This is a genomic window from Pedobacter sp. PACM 27299 (assembly GCF_001412655.1).
Lineage (GTDB): Bacteria > Bacteroidota > Bacteroidia > Sphingobacteriales > Sphingobacteriaceae > Pedobacter.
Genome location: NZ_CP012996.1, coordinates 3,316,064 through 3,337,842 on the forward strand (window position 1 = coordinate 3,316,064; position 21,779 = coordinate 3,337,842).

General features: G+C 37.7%; 18 protein-coding genes and 1 pseudogene. 5 read left to right on the plus strand and 14 right to left on the minus strand.

The genetic code is table 11. From position 1 onward, the window contains the following. Window positions 1-8: 8 nt before the first annotated feature. The 3 genes from AQ505_RS13965 to AQ505_RS13975 are packed head-to-tail and all read right to left on the minus strand — an operon-like array spanning window position 9 to window position 2,412. Window positions 9-668 (minus strand): YdeI/OmpD-associated family protein, encoded by a 660-nt coding sequence (locus AQ505_RS13965; RefSeq protein WP_062548744.1) that lies wholly within the window; start codon window positions 666-668, stop codon window positions 9-11. Between the two features lie 22 nt (window positions 669-690). Continuing rightward, window positions 691-1,221 (minus strand): RNA methyltransferase, encoded by a 531-nt coding sequence (locus tag AQ505_RS13970; protein WP_062548745.1) that lies wholly within the window; start codon window positions 1,219-1,221, stop codon window positions 691-693. Window positions 1,222-1,260: 39 nt separating this feature from the next. Continuing rightward, a complete protein-coding gene (locus tag AQ505_RS13975) occupies window positions 1,261-2,412 on the minus strand; it encodes a galactokinase (protein ID WP_062548746.1) in 1,152 nt (383 codons plus the stop codon). 84 nt (window positions 2,413-2,496) lie between these two features. Between AQ505_RS13975 and AQ505_RS13980 the strand changes: the two genes are divergently transcribed. Both AQ505_RS13980 and AQ505_RS13985 read left to right on the plus strand, forming a co-directional pair. Further along, complete coding sequence (locus AQ505_RS13980) at window positions 2,497-3,534, plus strand: aldose epimerase family protein (RefSeq protein ID WP_062548747.1); 1,038 nt, start codon at window positions 2,497-2,499, stop codon at window positions 3,532-3,534. Between the two features lies 1 nt (window position 3,535). Beyond that, a complete protein-coding gene (locus AQ505_RS13985; protein WP_062548748.1) occupies window positions 3,536-4,171 on the plus strand; it encodes a DsbA family oxidoreductase in 636 nt (211 codons plus the stop codon). A 132-nt stretch (window positions 4,172-4,303) separates the two neighbouring features. Here the strand turns inward: AQ505_RS13985 and AQ505_RS13990 are convergent, their stop codons facing one another. The 11 genes and pseudogenes from AQ505_RS13990 to AQ505_RS14040 form a co-directional block, all read right to left on the minus strand. Next, entirely contained in the window at window positions 4,304-5,383 is a 1,080-nt protein-coding gene (locus AQ505_RS13990) for a histidine kinase (protein WP_062548749.1), read from the minus strand. 2 nt (window positions 5,384-5,385) lie between these two features. Then, window positions 5,386-6,474 (minus strand): sensor histidine kinase, encoded by a 1,089-nt coding sequence (locus AQ505_RS13995; protein WP_062548750.1) that lies wholly within the window; start codon window positions 6,472-6,474, stop codon window positions 5,386-5,388. Window positions 6,475-6,485: 11 nt separating this feature from the next. Beyond that, the gene (locus tag AQ505_RS14000) at window positions 6,486-7,880 is read right to left on the minus strand and encodes a sensor histidine kinase (RefSeq protein WP_082461537.1); all 1,395 of its coding nucleotides are present in this window, start codon (window positions 7,878-7,880) and stop codon (window positions 6,486-6,488) included. A gap of 173 nt (window positions 7,881-8,053) precedes the next feature. Next, a complete protein-coding gene (locus tag AQ505_RS14005; RefSeq protein WP_062548752.1) occupies window positions 8,054-8,995 on the minus strand; it encodes a sulfite exporter TauE/SafE family protein in 942 nt (313 codons plus the stop codon). Window positions 8,996-9,362: 367 nt separating this feature from the next. Beyond that, window positions 9,363-9,773: an organic hydroperoxide resistance protein gene (locus AQ505_RS14010; RefSeq protein WP_062548753.1), complete on the minus strand. Its 411-nt coding sequence runs from the start codon at window positions 9,771-9,773 to the stop codon at window positions 9,363-9,365. 51 nt (window positions 9,774-9,824) lie between these two features. Further along, entirely contained in the window at window positions 9,825-11,987 is a 2,163-nt protein-coding gene (locus tag AQ505_RS14015; protein ID WP_062548754.1) for an FUSC family protein, read from the minus strand. A gap of 684 nt (window positions 11,988-12,671) precedes the next feature. Then, window positions 12,672-13,820 (minus strand): tetratricopeptide repeat protein, encoded by a 1,149-nt coding sequence (locus AQ505_RS14020; RefSeq protein ID WP_062548755.1) that lies wholly within the window; start codon window positions 13,818-13,820, stop codon window positions 12,672-12,674. Window positions 13,821-13,907: 87 nt separating this feature from the next. Continuing rightward, window positions 13,908-14,993: a tetratricopeptide repeat protein gene (locus AQ505_RS14025; RefSeq protein ID WP_062548756.1), complete on the minus strand. Its 1,086-nt coding sequence runs from the start codon at window positions 14,991-14,993 to the stop codon at window positions 13,908-13,910. Between the two features lie 24 nt (window positions 14,994-15,017). Next, entirely contained in the window at window positions 15,018-17,642 is a 2,625-nt protein-coding gene (gene gyrA / locus AQ505_RS14030; RefSeq protein ID WP_062548757.1) for a DNA gyrase subunit A, read from the minus strand. A 131-nt stretch (window positions 17,643-17,773) separates the two neighbouring features. Beyond that, a pseudogene (gene hemF / locus AQ505_RS14035) lies at window positions 17,774-18,669 on the minus strand (oxygen-dependent coproporphyrinogen oxidase). Between the two features lie 103 nt (window positions 18,670-18,772). Beyond that, window positions 18,773-19,084 carry a hypothetical protein gene (locus AQ505_RS14040; protein WP_062548758.1) on the minus strand — a complete coding sequence of 104 codons (312 nt, stop codon included), beginning with the start codon at window positions 19,082-19,084 and terminating at the stop codon, window positions 18,773-18,775. Window positions 19,085-19,166: 82 nt separating this feature from the next. Between AQ505_RS14040 and AQ505_RS14045 the strand changes: the two genes are divergently transcribed. The 3 genes from AQ505_RS14045 to AQ505_RS14055 are packed head-to-tail and all read left to right on the plus strand — an operon-like array spanning window position 19,167 to window position 21,710. Further along, entirely contained in the window at window positions 19,167-19,652 is a 486-nt protein-coding gene (locus AQ505_RS14045; protein ID WP_062548759.1) for a DUF4442 domain-containing protein, read from the plus strand. 3 nt (window positions 19,653-19,655) lie between these two features. Next, a complete protein-coding gene (locus tag AQ505_RS14050) occupies window positions 19,656-20,300 on the plus strand; it encodes an AlbA family DNA-binding domain-containing protein (RefSeq protein WP_062548760.1) in 645 nt (214 codons plus the stop codon). A gap of 27 nt (window positions 20,301-20,327) precedes the next feature. After that, complete coding sequence (locus AQ505_RS14055; RefSeq protein WP_231634873.1) at window positions 20,328-21,710, plus strand: MATE family efflux transporter; 1,383 nt, start codon at window positions 20,328-20,330, stop codon at window positions 21,708-21,710. Window positions 21,711-21,779 lie beyond the last annotated feature (69 nt).

Genomic DNA, 21,779 nt, shown 5'->3' on the forward strand with positions numbered 1-21,779 from the left:
CTCTTTTGTTATTGCTCACTTGGATTTTTTTTCTTCCTGAGCAGCATACTGATGGTTTTCTCAATTCTGCCAATCCTGGTTTTATCCTGTTTTGCAGTTAAGATCCACAACACATATTCTTTTTTATGAGAGTAAGCCAGAGAGAGGAAATACTCCAGCGCTTGAGGTTGTTGTTTCAAAGCAAATTCCAGGTCTTCAGGTATTTTCACCTGTTTATTCACCACATCAATATAGTTAGAGAAATCATTTTTTTGAATGTTCTCATTTCTAACAGGAGAGGCCTTAACCAAGGATATTTGCTTCAATCGAAGCCCGGTCCATACCTCAGAAATTGAGGCAGAAGCGCAAGGAGTCAATTGATAAGTTTTCAATTCGTCCCAGGGACCCATCATGTTTAAATCAGTCCTAATTCCAGAACTTTTTTTAGGATAGGCGATCCATAAAAGGGTGTCTGGCTCTAGTCTTTTATGTAAACGGGCCAGATATTCTTCCAGTTCATAACCATTAGTTACAAATAAAATGACCGCATCAAAGACCTTTTCCGCATTAAAGCTAAGCTGGATGGCATCGTAATCACCCAGAAATCCTACTAAATTATCCGGAGCATTCTCAATGAGCACGCTGTATCCGGGTTTAATATGCAATTTTTTAAGTAATGTATTTTCCATCAGCGAGCTTTAAAAACAATGTTTACAATCTCAATTTGGCAAAAAAGTCCCATAGTACAATTCCTGCGGAGATCACAATATTGAAAGAATGCTTCGTTCCAAATTGTGGAATCTCAATACATTCGTCAATTTGTGTCATCACCTCATCACTCACACCATTCACCTCATTTCCAAAGATCAAGGCATATTTTTTCTGGACATCTGGCTGAAAGGTATTCAGCATAGTGCTCCCCGAAGCCTGTTCAATAGCGATGATCTCATATCCATCCTTACGTAAACTGGCAAGTGCATCTAAAGTGGTTTCAAAGTGTGCCCAGGCTACCGACTGCGTTGCGCCCAGTGCTGTTTTTTCTATTTCCCGGTGTGGTGGCTGCGCAGTAATGCCACAGAGGTATAATTTCTCTATGGCAAAACCATCCGCTGTTCTAAATACAGAGCCTATATTGTGCATGCTTCGCACATTATCCAGCACCACTATAACCGGTAATTTTTCCTGTTCTTTAAACTCTTCTACACCTACGCGGTTTAATTCGTCTGTTTTTAATTTCTTCATTAAGGACTATTATTCTATTCTATGCGGCAAAAATAGGATTTAAATTGCAGAAGCACCATTGCCGATGTCACTGATATAGATAGAAGCTGGATATCCGATGCGTTCTACATAAAAATCTGTCAGTTGTTTAGAAAAATCTTCTTCCTGACCTTTTTTAAGCAGGGCGATCGCACATCCACCAAAACCAGCGCCAGTCATCCTCGCACCAATTACATGCTCATAGTCGCTGCAGAAATCAACAACCGCATCTAATTCTTGACCAGTAACCTCATAAAGATCTTTTAATGACTGATGAGAGGCATACATTAAACGACCAAATTCTTTCAAATCCCCTTCATTTAGTGCCTTTGCAGCAAGGTGAACACGATCGTTTTCTCTGATCACGTGAGTGGCTCTTTTCAATACTGTTTCATCTTTGATCAGCTGACTATGTAAAGCAAATTTCTCTGCATTCAATTCGCATAGGTTATTGAGCTTAATTTCCTGGTTAAGGTCTGCCAAAGCCGTCTGACATTCAGTTACCCTTTCATTATATTTAGATTCTGCCAGCTTTCTTGGTTTATTAGTGTTGATAATAGCCAAAACGTAATCACCCAGGTTACAGTCTACCGATTTGTATTTTAAAGTATCACAATTCAGTACTAACGCTTTATTTTCTTCTCCAAATGCAACGGCAAATTGGTCCATAATGCCACAGTTGACCCCTATAAATTCGTTTTCTACTTTCTGTGCCAATAAAGGAATCTCGATTTTTTCATATCCTAAACCAAAGAAATCATTCAATGCATAAGCCATTGCGACTTCAATTGAGGCAGAAGAAGAGAGTCCTGATCCGATCGGAATATTGCCATAAAACAACAAATCCAGTCCGGTAGGGATTTTATGTTTTTTAAGGATTTCATGGAAAACTCCCAAAGGGTAATTGTACCATTCCGGGCCAGTTTTAGTATACGCATCTTGCAGTGGGATCTCCTGTTCTTCAGGGAAATTAAGGCTTTTAAAGCGGATCACCTGATCATTGTTAGGCGCAATGCTCAACCAGGTGCCTAAAGTAACTGCACATGGCATTACTAATCCACCGTTGTAATCAATATGCTCGCCAATCAGGTTTACACGGCCAGGGGTAAAATAATTCGCCTTTGGTTCTTGTCCGTATAGCGCTGAGAATTTTTCGGTCAATTCCGCTTTCATTGTAATTTTTTAAATTAATGTTTTTGTTTTAAGTAAAGTATTGATAGTATTGTTATAAATAACAACCGCCCTAATATACAATTTATGGAAACAAAGCTAATCAAGACCGGGAAATTTATTGATGATAAAGAAGTCTTCGGAATTGAGTTAACAAATACACATGGTACTTATGTGAAAATATACAACTATGGTGCAATCATCAATAAATTCATCGTGACGAATAAACATGGTGAAAAACAGGATATTGTATTGGGGTTTGATGATTTTGAAGGATACATCAGTGAAGACTACCTGGCAGACTATCCGTATCTGGGCGCAGTAATCGGCCGTTATGCCAACCGTATTAAAAATGGTAGATTCAGCATTGATGGAACCGTGTATCAGTTGTCGCAAGCAAAAGGCGGAGATTGCCTGCATGGTGGTGACATTGGCTTTGACAGAAAAGTATGGACGATTTTACCAACCATTGATCCAAGTTTGACTTTACAATATATTTCTCCTGCCGGAGAAGAGAATTTCCCTGGAAACCTAACTGTGCAGCTTACCTTCAAGCTTACGGATGATAATGAATTGAGACTGGATTATAAAGCAATTACAGACGAAGCGACTGCCATTAACTTAACGCATCACAGTTACTTCAATTTGTCTCCGGATCTAGGGATAATAGATCAGCACTTCCATAGAATGCCTGCAAGCAATTATCTGGAGCAGGATGATAACTATGTCGTAACCGGTAAGTTAATCCCTGTAGAAGGCACGAATCACGACTTCATTGGCGGAAAAACCTTTGCTCATGACTGGAACCCAGCAGAAGGCTATGATCAGACCTATGTTTTAGATAAACCTTATGGCGAATTCACCCTGGCTTCTGAAACTTATGAAGAGAAAAGTGGCCTGACATTATCTGTATATACTACGGAGCCGGTTGCACACCTTTATACTGCCAAATACTTGTCAGTAGTAGGTGGAAAAGGAGGAGCGAATTACCATGCCTCTGAAGCCTTTTGTGTAGAAACACAGCACCATCCAAATGGGATCAATATCCCTGCTTTCCCAAGTACAGTTTTGAGACCTGGAGAGACTTACACACAAACTACAGTTTATAAAATAGAACATAATTAATATGAAAGTCGATATCTGGTCGGACGTAAGATGTCCGTTTTGCTATATAGGAAAGAGAAAGTTTGAAGCTGCCCTGGCAGACTTTGATCATAAGGGAGAAATAGAAGTGGAATGGCATAGTTTTGAGCTGGATCCAAATGCGGTGACTATACTTGACAAAACTTCTGAAGAATATTTAGCAGAACGTTATGGAAAATCAAAAGAATGGGCAGCAGAAACTCATAAAAACGTGGCCAACGCAGCGGCTGAAGTTGGACTAACTTTCAATTTTGATCAGGCAGTGGTCGCTAATTCTTTCAATGCTCACCGGTTAATTCAACTTGCAAAAACAAAAGGACTTGGTGATGCGATAGAAGAAGCCATGTTTAAAGCTCATTTTACTGAGGGAAAAAATATTGATGACCATGAGGCCTTACAGGAAATTGGTGTTTCAGTGGGTTTAGATGCATTGGAAATCAAAGAAATGTTAAACAGCGATCGTTTTACCGATGAAGTAAGATATGATGAGAAAACGGCGGAAACAATTGGTGTTCGTGGTGTACCATTCTTTGTATTCAATGAGAAACTAGCGGTTTCTGGTGCGCAGCCTCCGGAAACATTTCTAGGTGCACTAAACCAAGCCTGGGAATCCCGTTAATCAAAGCTCCATAAAAAAACACTCCAGCTAATAAGTGGAGTGTTTTTGTTGAAGATCTTATAAAAAAGCTCAAATATTATGTAAAATATTTGAGCTTTTTTATGGTAAACTTAGATTAAGTACCTAGACCTGTCATGCGATCTGCTTTTCTACTAAAGGCAAGCTCAACCGCACAAAAAATGAATTTCCAGTTTCTTCTCCCTCATAATGGAGTTTGATGAGATCTCCATAAAGCTGACTATAATTGTCCCGGTATGTTTCTAAATCCGCTAAAAGCTGCGAGGTCGCGTTCGCTTCATACTGCATTTCTAAGTGTAATTCATCCGATTCAATCAGTATGATAATATTCAAAGCTACAGCCTGATGGTGTACGATCTTACAGAAAGGCTCTAGAAGATTAACAATAGATAATGCTGCGATACATTGACCAGTATCTTCTCCCTGAACATCTAGTTTGATATACAGCTGATGATGCAAACGATCCAGGCCAATAAAATGTAAGAAGGAGTTCAAAGCAGAAAGTTCTTCTTTTAGCGGACTGTACAGTTGCCGGCCCCTGTAAAGCCTGTATCTTAGCAAATCTGAAAAAGTCAGGATCGCCTCTGGTGTCGTTTCTTCAGGTATTTTAGCAGACTCCTTTATTTGATGTAATGACCTCATCAGGAAATCTGGATTGATGTTACTTTTTAACAGGTCTAGCTTTACCTGTTCAATTTCTTTCTTTTCTTTTTCCAACTCCAATAGCGTATTGTTTTCTTCATTTTTCTCCATGAAAAAGAGCATAATGGAGAAGAATAGAAAATTTAAAAGATAGCCTGTCAACTTAGCGATATAAGTTTTTAAAAAGGTGGTATCGGTGGCCATAGGAACAGGATCTGTCAGATGAACAAAGGCTCTTCCAAAGAAAACATCAATAGCCGAAATCCCCAGCAAGGAGACCAGCATCAATAGCCAAAACTGTAGATTTTTATTTCTTTTGAAAAAATAAGGAATAAAATATAAGCAGTAGAGGTAGAAAAATGTTGCAATCATTACATTCGAGAGCACGAAATGATTAAGGACCAAAGAAGGGGTAATTGGCCCTTTTGCACGCATAATCGTACTTACAATCAACACCCAAAGCCAATAAGCGGCATGGGCTACCCAACGGTATTTATTAAAATAAACCCACCTGTTACGTTCGTTAATCTCTAGTTGTGCGAAATTACTCATGATTAAAAAATAAGGATTAGGTAGATTTCAAAATGATCTGGAGCGTTATTGATCGTTAATTTATGGCGCTTTGGATACAGTATCTCCAGCCTGCGTTTTACGTTTTTCAGACCAATACCTCCTTGATATTCAGAAAAGGTTTGGAGGATAGGCACTTCAGGCTTACTGTTTTGGAGCTTAAAATGCAATTCCTTTTTTAACACTTCAATTTCCATATTGATCCAGGACTTTCCAAAACTGGTTTTGGTCCCATGTTTAAACGCATTTTCAAGGAAGTTTATCAATAGTAAAGGCGCAATTTTACGTCCGGCAGTGACTCCTTTAATAGTAGTCGTTATGGTACATTGATCTTCCTTATGTCGCAGCTTTTCGAGCGAAATATAACTATTGGTAAATGTAAATTCATCGTCCAGCGCAACTAGATCTTCCTTGCACTCGTATAGCATATAATGCAGTAAAGATTCTAGCCTTTCAATAATAATCGGAGTTCTTTCAGATTTCTTCAAGCTGAGGGCATAAATATTATTGAGTGTATTGAAAAGAAAGTGGGGATTAACCTGCGATTTTAAAAATCGGCTTTCCAATTCGATCTTTTCAGATTTGAACTGTCCCAGTTTCAAAATTTCCTTCTGTCGGTCATAAATATCAATGAAATAGTAAAAAGCAATAAATATGGAGGAAGTAAATAAATACACCAGCAAATGATTCTTTAAAAGTGGCCATAAACTGAGTTCAGGTCTGATATTCATGATAGGAATCGTACGAATCACCATACTAATAATGGATACGTTGATCAGAAACCACAATAGAAATAGCAGGGTAAGGCACAACCAAAATACGTACTTCTTTTTCTGCTTATGCATCGGAATGACACCAAGAAGAAAAATATAGGATTGTAAAAATATGACCAGACAAAATGTGGTCATAAAGACCTGAGGAAATGGATCTGGGAATTTTGGATTGTTAAACAGTCCTCCCTTCAAAGATGCAAAGTAGAATAATCCTATGAAAATCACCCAAAATATAAAATGCAGCAGCCAACGGTAATTTGAGAAAGTTTGTGAAAAGTGTTGCTTAAAAGCGGGAGTCATTAAATAGGTTTTTAAGTTCTTCCCGGTAAAGTTATAATAAATTTACTTCCTTCATTCTCCTTACTTTCAACAACTATACTTCCTTCATGTTTCTCAATAAAATCTTTACATAATACCAGACCTAAACCAGTTCCACTTTCATTGTTAGTGCCTCTGCCAGGCATTTTCTTTTCAATACGAAATAGATTGCTCAGCGTTTTACTATTCATACCGACACCAAAGTCAATCACCGATATCCGAACCGCTTTATTTAATAATTCAGCATGGATTTCGACACTGCCAAAGTTAGGGGTGAATTTAATCGCATTTGACAATAGGTTTCTAAAAACAGTGTGAATCATATCCACATCAGCAGAAATCAACAACTGGCCAGGTACCTTATTGATGATTTCGATGTTCTTTTGTGCGGCAACAATCTTTAGTACTTCTATGCTGGACTGTAATGTTTCCTGTACATCAAGGATCTGGGGTTTAAAGTTCAATATTCCCGCTTGATTAGTAGACCATAAAAGTACATTTTCCAATAATTTAGCACTATTACTAAGGCTATTCTGTAATAGGTTGTAAGTTTTATTTCGTTCATCTGTATTCTCCTCAAATACACCTTCTTCTAAAAATGTGGTGAGGGCAAGGGCCGAATTTAGCGGGCCACGAAGATCATGTGCCAATATCGAGAAAAATTGATCTTTACTTGCATTTGTATCTTCCAGGTCCTGGTTGGCAATAGATAATTTCTCGTATTGATATTCCAATATCTGCTTCTGTGATTGTATGAGCCGATCTTGCTTAAAACGGGTCATATTGTTGTTCCAGAGCACCCAGGAGATGACAAAAGCAACAGCTACCACGCAAAGCCCATCTATGGCATTGAACAACACCGTATTTTGATTCGGCTGAGTCAGTGTGACCCCATAAATAAAAAAACAGTAAATCAATATAAAATAAATAGCTGCATATAAAGGCCGGATTAAAATCGTCGCTGCATTTAACACACAGGCCAGCATAAAGGTGATAATTGCATTGTCTAAAGATTGTCCAAAGATAGAGCAGAGTGCGCCACAAGCAGCAAACACAAAGAAAACAAGGTGAGGCAAAAGCTTACTGAGCAAAGAATACTCTCTCCTTGTAAATTTTAACAAGAACCCAATTAAACTCAAGAATAAGCATACAGGCCCCATGATTATGTTTATAAAGAAAAGATCATTTAGCCAGGAAATTTCCTGAGGGCCAACTTTAAAATTTCCATACCTGAAATAGAGGTGGATGATTAAGGTAATTGGTACAAATAAACTGGTTATAGTGATGCATCTGCTGAGGTTAGTAGAACTAACTTCATCTTCCATGATCATTTTGTCCAGGGGCGGTCTTTTAAAGTACCTTAGAAATAGATTGAGAGCGTTTGCCATTTTGATAATAGAACAAATCTATTCTTTTATTTTACAAATTGCTAATCTTTTGAAAATGAAGTAGTCATGTACTTTTTATTTCCAGTGCTATAGGGTATATATTTAGTATTTAAATAAAAGAAATTGCCTTTAAGCATAAATGTTAAGTGTAATTTCTTCTTAAGTCTGTTGGTTTACAGCATTTTGTCAACAGCATTCCATATAATTCTCAGACTAGAAAGTATAACAATTACAGCCACTCCAATAAACATCTTCTTAATGGGCAGTTTTCCGACGAGTTTTGCTGCAATTGGCGCTGCAATTACCCCGCCGATCAGTAGTCCTAAAATAGATTGCCAATGACTGACACCTAGTATAAAGAAAAACGTAACTGCACTGGCCATGGTCACAAAGAATTCCGTTAAGCTCACAGAACCAATCACATACTTGGGCGTACGTCCCTTTGAGATCAGCGTAGAAGTGACTAATGGGCCCCATCCACCGCCACCAAAAGAATCCAGAAATCCACCTGCACCAGCCAACCAGCCTGCTCTTTTCACTTTCTGAAGTTTAGGTTTTTCCTTGAATGCATTGGTCAGGATCTTTATCCCTAATGCTAAGGTATATACAGAAATCACAGGTCTGATGTATTCAGAAAACTTTTCTCCTGCATATCCCAGTAAAAGTGCCCCTGCAATCGCTCCTAATACGCCAGGAATCAATAAGGTTTTAAAGAGTTTTTTATTGACATTTCCGAATCTATAGTGACTGAAGCCCGAAGCGCCACTCGAAAACATTTCTGCAGTATGAATACTCCCTGAAATTACAGCCGGATTTAATCCTCCAGATAACAATAAGGTAGTAGAAATCACGCCATAGCCCATTCCCAAGGCTCCATCAACCATTTGTGCCAAAAAACCAACCATCAGCATCCATAGAAATTTGTCGTCAATCTGAAGATAAACTTCTTTTCCAAAAGCAACAACGGATTCGTAATTCAAGTAGGAAACGCTGGCATAACCGATAAAAAGGGCAGCTAAAATCAATAAACATAGGTAAGCTATGCGCTTCCATTTCTTTTCCTGCGATGGATTTGGCTTAAGGCTTAAAGTGATTTCTTTTTCTTCTAAACTCATTATTGTACTGTGCTAAAAATGTTATTGGTTCATCATCTTGAAAGGAGCTGGCCTAATCAATGAACCAGATAAAGTCTATTGATTTAGTAGACAATAATATGCTAACTTTTCGAATAAACAAAATAATTGTACTCTTTTAATTGGATTAGTAAATTTTAAGGATACGACAGGCCGTCGAAATGTTGGATTTTTATCGATTAAGCTTAGTATTGAGACAAATAAATATGTAAAAAAGGAGAGGGGGAACTTTTCGAAGAGATACATGATGGAAATGTAATCTATCCATACAGTTATTAAAACAAAAGGTCCTGAAAATATTTTCAGGACCTTTTGTTTTTAAACAGATATAATTTTAAGAGGTTATCATTTAAATCGCGGTTACGCGGGTTTCTATATTTCCTCTTGTAGCTTTTGAATAAGGACAAGCACGATGCGCTTTGTCTGCTAATTTTTGAGCTTCTTCTGTCGTGATACCAGGAATGTGTACATCCAGATCAGCTGATAATATAAAAGAGTTGTCATCTTTGTTAAAAGACACATGTACTTCTACAGTAGCTTCCGAAACATCCACACCGTCGTGTGCAGCTACGGAACCTAAGGCTCCTAAATAACATGGACCCCATGCCGCTGCAAATAACTGCTCAGGATTTGTGGCGCCACCTTGTCCGCCCATTTCTCTTGGTTTTCTTAAGTCAAATTCTATTGTTCCATCGCTTGATTTGATATGTCCGTCACGGCCACCTTTTGCTGTAACGGAAGCGGTATATATTTTTTCCATAATTTCATTTAAATTTAATACCACTACAACAGTTCTGAACCAGCTAAAGTTTTAGATTTTAATTTTTTCACATAGCTTAAAGATATCATAAGCTACTTTTTGGATCAAATCAAACTGCTCATGTATAATAGCATCATTGCTATTTTGATATTGATTTTCGCTCTTTACCGGCTGCCTGATCAAAGGGACATTACTCAAAGAACTACTATGACTATTTAATACTTCAATGGATAAATTCATCAAATAAGTAGTATTATTTACCACAGGCTTAAGGTCTTCGTAATTTGAAATCTTAAAGGAATGTTCCTTGTTATATAAGGAAAGTGTGGCTACATAAGACGATAACAGGTGATTTAAAGCTGTAAACTGGTGCAGTTCCTTCATTCGCAGCTGCTTGCTTTTGGGTTCTGAAAACATGCGTTGAAATAGGGAGGCTAAATTGGCCGTCGTTACATACACTTCTTTCCTGGCTACCTTATAATTAGTGAGGTTATGCGCTTCATCTGTATACAAAAAGGTAACTTGTTCAAAATAATTCATGTTCGCTTTTAGCGTATCCAACATGGCTTCTTTTAGTTTTTGGTGTTCCCAGTTCGGGAATAAAGAATAACTTGCTAAAAGGGCGATTCCTGAGCCAATCAGGGTATCATAAATACGTTCACGCGCCACAGATAATCCACCCATACCAAGAAAGTCGAAAAGAACCAAAATATATGGGGTCATAAATAAAACGCTCACCACATAGTTTTTACGCTGGAAGCTATAACAGCCGATCATGCAGAAAAGGAGAATAACAAATAAAGTATGTTTATCCTGTACATAAACCAATATTCCCATTCCAATAAATGCGCCGATCACCGTACCAATTAATCGCTCATAGTTTCGCTTTTTTGTCAGGCTAAAACCAGGTTTGGAGATCACGAGAATGGTTAGTAAAATCCAGTAACTATGAGAAAAATTCAATAGCCTGGCCACTACAAATCCGATCAACATAACGATTGCTACCCTTAAAGAATGTCGGAATGTAGAGGAGGTAAAGGTTAAATTTTCAAACAGCAATTTTAAATCAATAGACTGTCTCGTGATAAAACGCTCTACATCAATCTCTCTGGGCTTTAGGTTTTTCTTTTCTTTTTTATTAAAATAACCATTGATCGTTTTTACTCTGGAGAGTATATTCTCAATATTTACCTCTATATTTTTAAGTGCAATAATTCCTAAAGTATTGTATTTTCCTTCAGTATTATTACTTTCAAGGGCGGTAATTTCATTTCTAAGTCGCTCTACATCTTCAATTAATGAGGTTGGAAGCTTAGGGACACCGCCACTTTTTAAAGCAAATGCGATCTCATCTAATTCATCGGCGATCTTGATAATCACAGATTCATAATTTGCTAAAATACCTGATTCGTCGAATTGCTCATGGAGCTGCTCATAATTATAATAAGTAGACATGACCTGTTCAAAAAGATCCACCATATCAACAAATACCAATAAGAGAAAGCGTCCTTCCGGAGTGGATTCTCTAATGATCTCCCTCGTTTTAAACAATACTTCACGAACTGCATCCTGTTTTTCATGAACCAGCACCTGCAGCTGTAAAAGCTTTGCATAATTTGCATCGTAGTCTGTATTCTGGTGATAAAATCTGGCTTTAGCTCTTAAAAATTCAGAAATTTCATGGATGGAATCGCTTAAAGTTTGCTGAACCAAGCGAAAAGGCCTAATTCTGTACACAAAATAGCTCAATAAAGTGTACCAAATACTACCTATAAAAATGAGCAATGCGAATACCAGTACTTCTTTCCATGGCCTCACATCATCAATGCTCAATACCATAATGAGTAGGGCAGCGGTACCAATCGCAGCAGACCTTAATCCATAAAGAAAAAGCATAGAAAAGATGAAACTGCAGATAAAAAGCAGAGCCCCAATGAAATAGACATTACTGTTGGTTAAACCTACAACAATTGAAATGAGCGTGATCAAACCAGTCGTGATCAGCATGGCATTTCTTCGGTGAACAATTGGACCTGGAGTATCTACAACACTCACGCACAAAGCACCTAAGGATAAGGTCATTCCGTATTGCAGCAGACCAAATTGAGCAAGAATAAGTGAAGGACAAAGTACCCCGATAGTAATTCTGAGGCCATCAGCGAAATAGGTGCTTAATAAAAAATCCTGAATGCTTCTGATTGGACGATTGAACATAGCGTAAAAATAGATTTACAATCATCAATTGTGCCATTAACAACTGCTTTATGCAAAATAACAAAATCATACCACAGTATTAACATATATTGCCTCATATCTAATATTAATTTTATTTCTGATAATATTACTTTAAGAAATGTAAACGTTTTTATCTATTTTAGTTTTTCAAAAGGATTTTCTTTCATAAAACGGCCATAATAGCCATTAGAAGGCCAAATTTTTGTCACCTGGAATTTGAGTCAGGAACGAGGCTAAAATGACGCGTGTAGTATAGGTTGAATGCGCCTTAAAATGCTTTAAATCAGCTAAATAATGTTATTTTTTCTATTCTTTTTTTATAACCAAAAATGCGATATGGCGCTCATAATCAAGCTAATATTTGCCAAGTAAAACTGATTCTAATGATTGCGCTCAAATGGAGTTCATCACATTGATTAAGATATAAAACGGCGATGTGAATCAATTTTTGGATCGCTGAGAATCGCGTATAATTAAATTCCTGGACAGAACACCGGAATATTCAAATCTAGGACGCTCAATTATCCCAAACCGCTCTCTTATTTATTCTTTTAATATGTCTGATAATTAATATTATGTTAAGTAGTGTTTTACAACAGCCTATTCTCTAGGCTGTATGTATAAATAATAAAGATGGATCTGGAATAATAAACATGATCGGTTTTAAAACTCTTCGAGCTTCCCTTTCAGCTCTTGAACCTTATCAAGTCTATTTTTTCTGGTATAAATATCAATCAGTAATTGAACAGTAGATTTGTCATTCTGATTGATTTCATGAGCTTGTAATAAAGCAATTTCAGCACGATTGATTAAAGAGGTAAACGACGGTCCGTTATCATTCTTTTTTGCTTTCAGAGATTCGTTTGCAGCGTTAACATAAGCGATTCCTAATTGATGCAGCGCGTCAAAATAATTCTCATCGATACTCAAAGCTTTGTTATAAGCCAATATCGCAGTGTTGTTATTTGATTTAGTTTGGTGTAAATATCCGTAAAGAAAATACAGCAGTTTATTTTTACTCTCTACTTTTAACGTAGCTTCAATAACGCGAATTGCATCGTCATATTTTTCTGTATCCAACAACAGATTGATGTAATCATTGGTCAGGTAAATATTATAGGGATTCATTTTTATGCCATCCTCTAATGATTTCAATGCCAATTCATTTTCGAATTTCGAAGAATATATGCCGCTTAGCTTTTGATATACGATAGGATTTTTAATTCCGTTATCTTTAGCTCTTTTATAATAGACCAATGCTTTGTCTAAAGACTGCATATTTTGTGCGGCTAAGGCCGTATTAATTGCTAAAGTAGTATCTTTTGGAAAGAAATCACTTACTTCTTTTAGCAGTTCATACGCTGTGCTAAAATCATTACTGGCAAAAGCAGTATTTCCTTTATCTTGTTTTTTTATATTCACATTGTAGACTGCTGCAGAAATCAGCTGTGTATTTGCCTGGAATTTATCCAATCTTTTGGCTGAGTCAATTGCTTCCACAGCTAAGGTATAATAGCGATCAGAATTGTTGACATCCGTATCAATAATAGACACGTACGCGCTCAAATAAGCTTTAATTGCCCAGGTTTCCGGCCATTTTTTCGTCTTCTTATCATTCTGTGCAGCTTCAGCTGCTTTGATCCCCTCTCCTAGTATACTCAGCTGTTTTTTTTCATCCTGCTTACCAGCAATTGCCAGTTGAAGTTTTCCGACGCTATTTCTCGCAATTTGTAATTGGCTTTTTTGCGAAAAAGCATGGTTAGCACTCAATAAAACCAGGATAGCAGCATTAAATAAATAGATCTTTTTCATACTAGGGTGTGTTCTAGCTACAAACTTATAAAAAAAAAGGAGGGATAAAAATTACCCCTCCTTTTTAATATGATTATTACGTGCTAATTAAGGCTGTGTAGCTCTTAAAGCGTCTAATTTTTTCTTAGTCGCTTCATAGTTCACCTTGTCATCTTTAAATAAATAAATGATTTTCAAGTTCTCTAATGCATTTTCATTTTTAGGATCCAACTCTAATGCTGCTTTGTAGTAAGGAGTTGACTGATCAATAAACGTGATCATCTTTGCACTGATGGCATTGAATTCTTTCGTTTTTTTAGGATCAATTTTATTTCTCTCTGTTTGTAAAGCTAAAGCTTGTTTATAATAAGTATCACCTAATAAATATTGATAAATTGCATTTTTTGGATCTTTTGCAATTAATTTAGTCAACATCTCTTGAGATTTAGCAATATTACCAGATTTGATATAAAGATCAGTTTCTAGACCGATGAAATAAGAATCATCAGGGAATTTGCTGCCAGCTTCTTTTAATAAAGCTAAGCCTGCAACGCTGTCTTTCAATTTATCGAAAGTAATATTTACGATTTCAGAATAAAGAACTTTTGAGTCTTTATAACCTAAATCAATTGCTTTCTTGAAATTTCTAACTACCTCAGGATAGTTTTCTATTGATTTCGCGGTTACACCAGCGTTCACATACATAGAAGTATCTGTTGGGTTTTTAGTAGTTACTTCATTAAAGGCTGCTAATGCACTTGCGAAATCTTTTTTGTTATAAGCAAAAATCGCACGATTTCTCAAAGCATTATCCACATTGATTTCTGCTTGTTGGATATTGTCTTTCTCTGCATTTTTAGTGTCTAAAGCTTTTGCCTTAACGATTGCTTCTTCTGCAATCTTTTGGTTTGCTTTAGCATTGTTAAGATCCAAAGAATCTACCAACGCAATCCTAGATGCAAATAAGGCTCTATAAGACCATGCTTCTGGCATGTCTTTAGATTTCTCATGAACAATCGCTTTATCAGTATGGGCTAAACCTTCATTTAAGGTTTTCAAATTGTCTGCTAAAGTTGATGTTTTTGCAATAGCCAACAATGTCCATGCTTTTTTGGCTTCGTTTACTTCACTTTTTTGCGCATTTGCATAGGTGGCAGCACCTACTAATAGCATACTAAAAAGTACTTTTTTCATCTTGTTAATTTATGGGTCTAAAATTTAATTTTCTTCTTCTTCTGTATCCTCTTCATCCTCTTCATCATCCTCTTCTGTTTCTTCTTCCTCTTCGATGATTTCTTCTGATTGTGATCCTGCAATTTCGTCAGTAACGATCGCATCATTTACCACAACTGCACCTTCTTCTCCCTCTTCCAATTCAACTTCTTCGTCTTCATGTTCGATTTTAGCAACAGATGCAATTTCGTCATTTCCTTTCAGGTTGATTAAGCGCACCCCTTGAGTTGCTCTTCCCATTACCCTTAATTGACTAACTACAATTCGGATCACGATACCTGATTTGTTAATGATCATTAAATCATCCGCATCAGTTACGTTTTTAATGGCTACCAATGCACCGGTTTTTTCCGTTACACTAATGGTTTTAACACCTTTACCACCTCTATTTGTAACGCGGTAATCTTCAATATCAGTACGTTTACCGTAACCTTTTTCTGAAACTACCAAAATAGTTACACCCGGATCATCAACAGCAATCATGCCAACTACCTCATCCTGGTCGTGTGCAAGCGTTACACCTCTTACTCCGGTTGCAGTTCTACCCATTGGTCTCACCTTCTCCTCATTGAAACGAATTGCTCTTCCAGAACGTAAAGCCATGACAATTTCGCTCTTTCCAGTGGTTAAGCTTGCTTCTAATAGTTGATCACCTTCGTTAATGTTAATCGCATTGATACCATTTACACGTGGTCTTGAATAAGCTTCTAAAGAGGTCTTTTTGATCGTTCCCTTTTTAGTACACATGATAATGTAATTGTTTTCCAGGTATTCCTGGTCCTTCAAATTCTTTACCTTAATGTATGCTTTAATTTTTTCCTCTTTAGGAATATTGATGATGTTCTGAATTGCTCTACCTTTACTTAGTCTCGATCCTTCAGGAATTTCATAAACTCTCAACCAGAAACAACGTCCTGATTCTGTAAAGAACAACATGTAATTGTGGTTTGAAGCTACTAATAGGTGCTCAATGAAATCTTCATTTCTTGAATCACTACCTTTAGATCCTTTACCACCTCTACCTTGAGTGCGGTATTCAGTTGCAGGTGTACGCTTGATATAACCTTCATGTGAAATCGTGATCACTACGTCTTCATCTTCGATGAAATCTTCCATGCTCATGTCTTCTGCAGAATGTACGATCTGAGTTCTACGCTCATCACCATATTTCTCCATCATTTCAGTCAACTCATCCTTAATGATTATCATACGTAAATCTTCTGAATCCAGAATAGATTGTAAGTACTCAATAGTTTTCATTAATTCTTCGAATTCTTCTTTGATTTTATCGCGTTCCAGACCTGTTAACCTACGTAAGGTCATGTCAAGAATTGCTCTGGCTTGAATATCACTCAAACCAAATTTCTCCATTAATCCTACTCTAGCTTCCTCAGGCGTATTCGAAGCACGAATTAATTTAATTACTTCTTCAATATGATCCAAAGCAATTAATAACCCTTCCAGAATATGCGCTCTTTTCTTAGCTTCTGCCAGTTCAAATTTCGTTCTTCTCACCACTACATCATGTCTGTGGTCAACGAAATGACGAATCAAATCTTTCACGTTCAGCATTTGCGGTCTGCCATTAACAAGCGCAATATTGTTGACACTGAATGAAGTTTGTAAAGCAGTCTGTTTGAATAGGTTATTTAAAACAATTGAAGCATTCGCATCACGTTTAATTTCATAAACGATACGGATACCATCCTTGTTAGATTCATCTTTAATATTGGAAATACCTTCGATTTTTTTCTCACCTACCAGTTCAGCGGTACGCTCAATCATCATCGCTTTATTTACCTGATAAGGAATTTCTGTAACGATAATCGTTTCACGATCTTTATGCGTTTCAATCTCTGCTTTGGCACGCATGACAATACGGCCTCTACCGGTTTCGAAAGCTTCCTGAACACCTGTATAGCCATAAATAATTGCTCCTGTAGGAAAATCAGGTGCCTTTATGTGCTTCATTAATTCAGCTATGGTGATTTCTTTGTTTTCGATATAGGCAATCGTACCGTTGATCACCTCCGTAATGTTGTGTGGTGGCATATTTGTCGCCATACCCACCGCAATACCGGAAGAACCATTGATCAGTAAGTTTGGAACTTTAGCTGGAAGAACCGTTGGCTCTTGCAGGGAATCATCAAAGTTAAGCTGGAAATCTACGGTATCTTTATTGATATCGGCAAGCATGTCTTCTGCGATCTTTTGGAAACGGGCCTCTGTATAACGCATCGCTGCAGGAGAGTCACCATCAATAGATCCAAAGTTACCTTGTCCTTCTACCATCAGGTATCTCAAGCTCCATTCCTGAGCCATCCTTACCATCGTATTATAAACTGAGGCATCACCATGTGGGTGATACTTACCTAAAACCTCCCCTACGATACGGGCAGATTTTTTATAAGGTTTGTTGTTTGCAAGTCCCAGATCCAGCATTCCGTATAAAACACGGCGGTGAACTGGTTTTAATCCATCACGAACATCAGGTAAAGCCCTTGATACAATAACCGACATCGAATAATCGATGTAAGCGGATTTCATCTGCTCGTCAATATTGATTTTTATTATTTTGTCGTTTTCTTGATTTTCTAAATCTTCTGCCATAAATAGTAATGTTCCCTAAGAACGATTTAAACGTGGTATTCTTATAACCTTGCGAATTTAATAAAAAATGCGCCATAAAGGCGCATTGTGGAAAAAATTTATCGTATATATTTTAGGGCTAAAAAGGGGAATTAAGCCCACTCAATGCCTTTTTTCAGCTTACTTAAAGTATCTGCTTCCGGGCTGTCTGGGATTGGCTGATAATTATACACCCATTTGGCCATTGGTGGTAAGCTCATTAGGATAGATTCGATTCTCCCATTGGTCTCCAGGCCGAATTTAGTTCCTGCATCATACACTAAATTGAACTCTGCATAACGCGATCTTCTTAAGTACTGCCATTCTTGTTCTTCTGCACTAAAATCAGCGTCGCGATTTCTATCAATCAACTCTGTATAGGCAGGAAGGAACGTATTTCCTACAGCTTCAGAAAAACTCAACAAACGGTCGAAGTCCAATCCAGTATTCTCTGGTTTTAGTTTATCATAAAAAATACCGCCAACACCTCGGGTTTCTTCTCTATGCTTGATGAAAAAATAATCATCTGCATGCGCTTTAAATTTAGGATAAAAAGAAGCGTCAAATTCATCACAAGTCTGTTTTAACAAATGATGAAAAAAGCGAACATCCGTATCAATTACATAATGAGGCGTGAGGTCTATCCCCCACCAAACCAACGGGTCTGGTCATCCATCTCAAAATAACGAATATTCATGTGTATAATAGGCACGAAAGGATTATTAGGGTGCATCACAATAGAAACCCCGGTTGCAAAGAATTCATCGCTATCCAGCTTAAAAGACTTCTTTATTGCGTCCGGCAATTTACCATGTACCGCGGAGAAGTTTACGCCCCCCTTTTCGATTACATTTCCATTTTGCAGAATTCTTGTTCTGCCGCCACCGCCACCTTCACGGCTCCATATTTCTTCTTCAAATTTTCCTTTACCATCAGATTGTTCTAAACCCTGGCAAATGGAGTCCTGAATTTTCTGGAAAGCTGCGACTACTTTATCTTTAAATACCATTTCTCTTAAACTTATCCTCAAAGTTAACTTTATAAAAATTGCCTTTGAGCTTTAAGTTGAGATAGTACATTTTTTTGACATAATGGGCAGGAAACAGCTGTTTTTAGGAATCATGGTGCATTTTCAACCTATCCAGGAGCTCAGGGGAAATGTTTTCAGCATAGACCCCATAAGCATCAATTAATACACCTTTCAGGTTTCCTACTGGAGAAGAAATCGCATAAATCACGGCACTGTCGCCAGGATCATTCATCCCTTCAAAACGGTAAAATTCATCAATTTCAAATTCTTCAGGCATCAGCTGCAAATCGATCGCTTTACATTCAATGCAATCTGGTGCCAGGATGAAATCATGCTCATAACCTCTCTTCTCAAGATCAGCAACAGCAGCAGTAAGGGTGTCATAAATATACATAGCTCTAATTTAATTAAAAATAATTGTAGTATGTGCCTTTTTAAATTTCATAGTTCAATAAACTTTCTGATATTTAAGCATCATGGTTGTATCAGAAAAAACGCTAAAATGGGGACTTTGTTTGTATCCACCTTTATTATTCCAGCGTATTTGGGTAAAAAGATTCCATAAAGGTTTTCGTGGTGTAGATGTAAAAATCAACAAAAGCCTGTTCAATAAGAATTACAATGGATCCATATTCGGAGGGACGATTTATGCCGCTACAGATCCGTTCTATGCCTTATTATTTGATCAGCTGCTGAGGCGCGAAGGCTTTAAAGTCAGAGTCTGGCTGAAAAGTGCTTCCATACAATACCTGAAGCCTGGGCACGGAGATTTGTTTTTCACCATCACTGTGACAGATGATATGCTGAATGAAGCCATAGCGGCGATGAATACTACGGGTAAATTTGTCAAAGCTTATCCGATGGAAATCACTAATGCAGCAGGCGAATTGTGTGCTACAGTCATGAATGAAATCTATGTACGCAACTTACACCAGGGAGAAACACCACGTATTGCTTATTAAATTATGAATGTCAAGAAACTTATCCTGCAGGGTGAAGGAACTACCCTTGATTTCAAGAAGACCATTAACAATCATGAAAAGATTGCCCGTAGTATTGTCGCTTTTGCCAACCATAAAGGTGGCCAACTGCTGATTGGCGTAGCCGATGATGGTACGATTAAGGGCGTAAAATCTGAAGATGAAGAAAGATACATGCTGCTCAAATCCGCACAGCAGTTTTGCCGACCAGCTGTAGATTTAACTTTCGAAGAAGTATACGTCGAGGATAAACTCGTGCTTATAGCCAATATCAGCACCAGTGAAACCAAGCCACATTACGCCCTTGATGAAAATAAAAAATGGTGGGTTTATTTCAGGATCCAGGACAAAACACTGCTGGCAAGTAAAATTCTGGTAGATGTCATTAAAAAAAGCACGGAGCATCAAATCACTCCAATTCCTCATGGAAAAGAGGAAAACATGCTATTTGAATACCTGAGCCAGGAAGGACGCATCACTTTAAAGGAATACAGTAAAATCATCAAATCTTCCTATAAAAAAGCACAAAAGATATTAGTGGCCCAAATTCTTGGGGGTGCTATTCGCCCCCATAGCTCGGAAAAGGAAGAATATTTTACATCAATTCCACAACAACTTCAGGTTAAATAATCTCTACCTCAAAAAATCAGGATAGAAATGCCGACTTTTGTAGCAATGCTACAAACACTTTATTCAAAATATAAACCCTATTATTCCGATAACCTGCGATTGGCTATGCCGATTGTAGTGTCACAATTGGGACATACCCTTGTTCATTTAGCCGACAGTGTAATTGTTGGCCATTTCGCCGGTACAATTCAGCTCGCGGCTGTTTCTCTCGTAAATAGTCTTTTTATGCTCATCCTAGTGATTGGAATGGGGATCTCCTATGGATTAACCCCGCTGATGGCACAGGAGAATGGTCGTAAAAACTATGATGAATGCGGTAAATTACTATCCAACAGTTTAATCATTAACATCATTACCTCTATTTTACTCTATGGTTTTGTTCACCTTGGAACTTTACTTGTCATCGACCACCTCGGACAATCACCGGAAGTAGTGGCCTATGCAAAGCCATATTTAGGTTATCTGGCGATTTCGATAGTTCCTTTGATGATCTTTCAAACCTTTAAACAGTTTGCCGAAGGCCTTGGTTTCACCAAACAGGCGATGTTTGTATCCATCTGGGGAAACCTGCTGAATATTATTTTAGGGATCATCCTGGTCAAAGGAATGTTTGGAATCACGCCTATGGGCGTTAAAGGTGTCGGAATCAGCACACTTGTAGACCGAACTTTAATGGCCATAGTGATGTCTGTTTATGTATTGAAATCTAAATATTTCAAAGACTACATCAAAAGCTTTAAAGTCACTTTCTTCGATAAAGTAAGGGCGCTAAAAATCATTAAAATTGGTGCTCCTGTTGCTTTGCAGTATTCCTTTGAAATCAGCGCATTCAGTGGTGCTGCCATTCTAATTGGCACCATTGGGGCGGTAGAACAAGCAGCACACCAAGTGGCCATTAACCTGGCTTCGGTTACCTATATGATGGCCAGTGGTATTGCCTCTGCGGCGACCATTAAAACCGGAAATAATTTTGGGAAAAAGAACTTTATGGACCTCAGACAATCAGCGATTGCCAGTTATCATGTCATTATATTGTTCATGAGCATTACTGCGATCCTGTTTATCGTGGCTAACAACTTACTTCCTTACATCTATACCGAAGACAAAGCCGTGATCACTATTGCTGCTCAACTATTGATCATCGCAGGATTTTTCCAACTTTTTGATGGTACTCAAGTGGTCGGATTAGGCGTATTAAGAGGAATTGGCGATGTTAATATCCCAACCTTCATCACCTTTGTGGCCTATTGGGTAATTGGAATCCCACTAGGATATTTTCTGGGAATTCAATTGGGCTTAGGCGTAAACGGAATATGGTATGGCTTAACATTTGGTTTACTGACGGCCTCAGTATTACTTTTCCTTAGGTTTCAAAATAAAACCAGGGCACTGAATATTAAAGCCACATAGTGATCAATAAGACGAAATTATCCATCAGGTAGTTAATACATGAGCTCGATATTGCATCGGGCTCATTTT

Bases quoted from the DNA above. Each gene is read 5' to 3' on its own strand.
- AQ505_RS13965 (WP_062548744.1), bottom strand. From the start codon at position 668: ATGGAAAATACATTACTTAAAAAATTGCATATTAAACCCGGATACAGC.
- AQ505_RS13970 (WP_062548745.1), bottom strand. From the start codon at position 1,221: ATGAAGAAATTAAAAACAGACGAATTAAACCGCGTAGGTGTAGAAGAG.
- AQ505_RS13975 (WP_062548746.1), bottom strand. From the start codon at position 2,412: ATGAAAGCGGAATTGACCGAAAAATTCTCAGCGCTATACGGACAAGAA.
- AQ505_RS13980 (WP_062548747.1), top strand. From the start codon at position 2,497: ATGGAAACAAAGCTAATCAAGACCGGGAAATTTATTGATGATAAAGAA.
- AQ505_RS13985 (WP_062548748.1), top strand. From the start codon at position 3,536: ATGAAAGTCGATATCTGGTCGGACGTAAGATGTCCGTTTTGCTATATA.
- AQ505_RS13990 (WP_062548749.1), bottom strand. From the start codon at position 5,383: ATGAGTAATTTCGCACAACTAGAGATTAACGAACGTAACAGGTGGGTT.
- AQ505_RS13995 (WP_062548750.1), bottom strand. From the start codon at position 6,474: ATGACTCCCGCTTTTAAGCAACACTTTTCACAAACTTTCTCAAATTAC.
- AQ505_RS14000 (WP_082461537.1), bottom strand. From the start codon at position 7,880: ATGGCAAACGCTCTCAATCTATTTCTAAGGTACTTTAAAAGACCGCCC.
- AQ505_RS14005 (WP_062548752.1), bottom strand. From the start codon at position 8,995: ATGAGTTTAGAAGAAAAAGAAATCACTTTAAGCCTTAAGCCAAATCCA.
- AQ505_RS14010 (WP_062548753.1), bottom strand. From the start codon at position 9,773: ATGGAAAAAATATATACCGCTTCCGTTACAGCAAAAGGTGGCCGTGAC.
- AQ505_RS14015 (WP_062548754.1), bottom strand. From the start codon at position 11,987: ATGTTCAATCGTCCAATCAGAAGCATTCAGGATTTTTTATTAAGCACC.
- AQ505_RS14020 (WP_062548755.1), bottom strand. From the start codon at position 13,820: ATGAAAAAGATCTATTTATTTAATGCTGCTATCCTGGTTTTATTGAGT.
- AQ505_RS14025 (WP_062548756.1), bottom strand. From the start codon at position 14,993: ATGAAAAAAGTACTTTTTAGTATGCTATTAGTAGGTGCTGCCACCTAT.
- gyrA (WP_062548757.1), bottom strand. From the start codon at position 17,642: ATGGCAGAAGATTTAGAAAATCAAGAAAACGACAAAATAATAAAAATC.
- AQ505_RS14040 (WP_062548758.1), bottom strand. From the start codon at position 19,084: ATGTATATTTATGACACCCTTACTGCTGCTGTTGCTGATCTTGAGAAG.
- AQ505_RS14045 (WP_062548759.1), top strand. From the start codon at position 19,167: ATGGTTGTATCAGAAAAAACGCTAAAATGGGGACTTTGTTTGTATCCA.
- AQ505_RS14050 (WP_062548760.1), top strand. From the start codon at position 19,656: ATGAATGTCAAGAAACTTATCCTGCAGGGTGAAGGAACTACCCTTGAT.
- AQ505_RS14055 (WP_231634873.1), top strand. From the start codon at position 20,328: ATGCCGACTTTTGTAGCAATGCTACAAACACTTTATTCAAAATATAAA.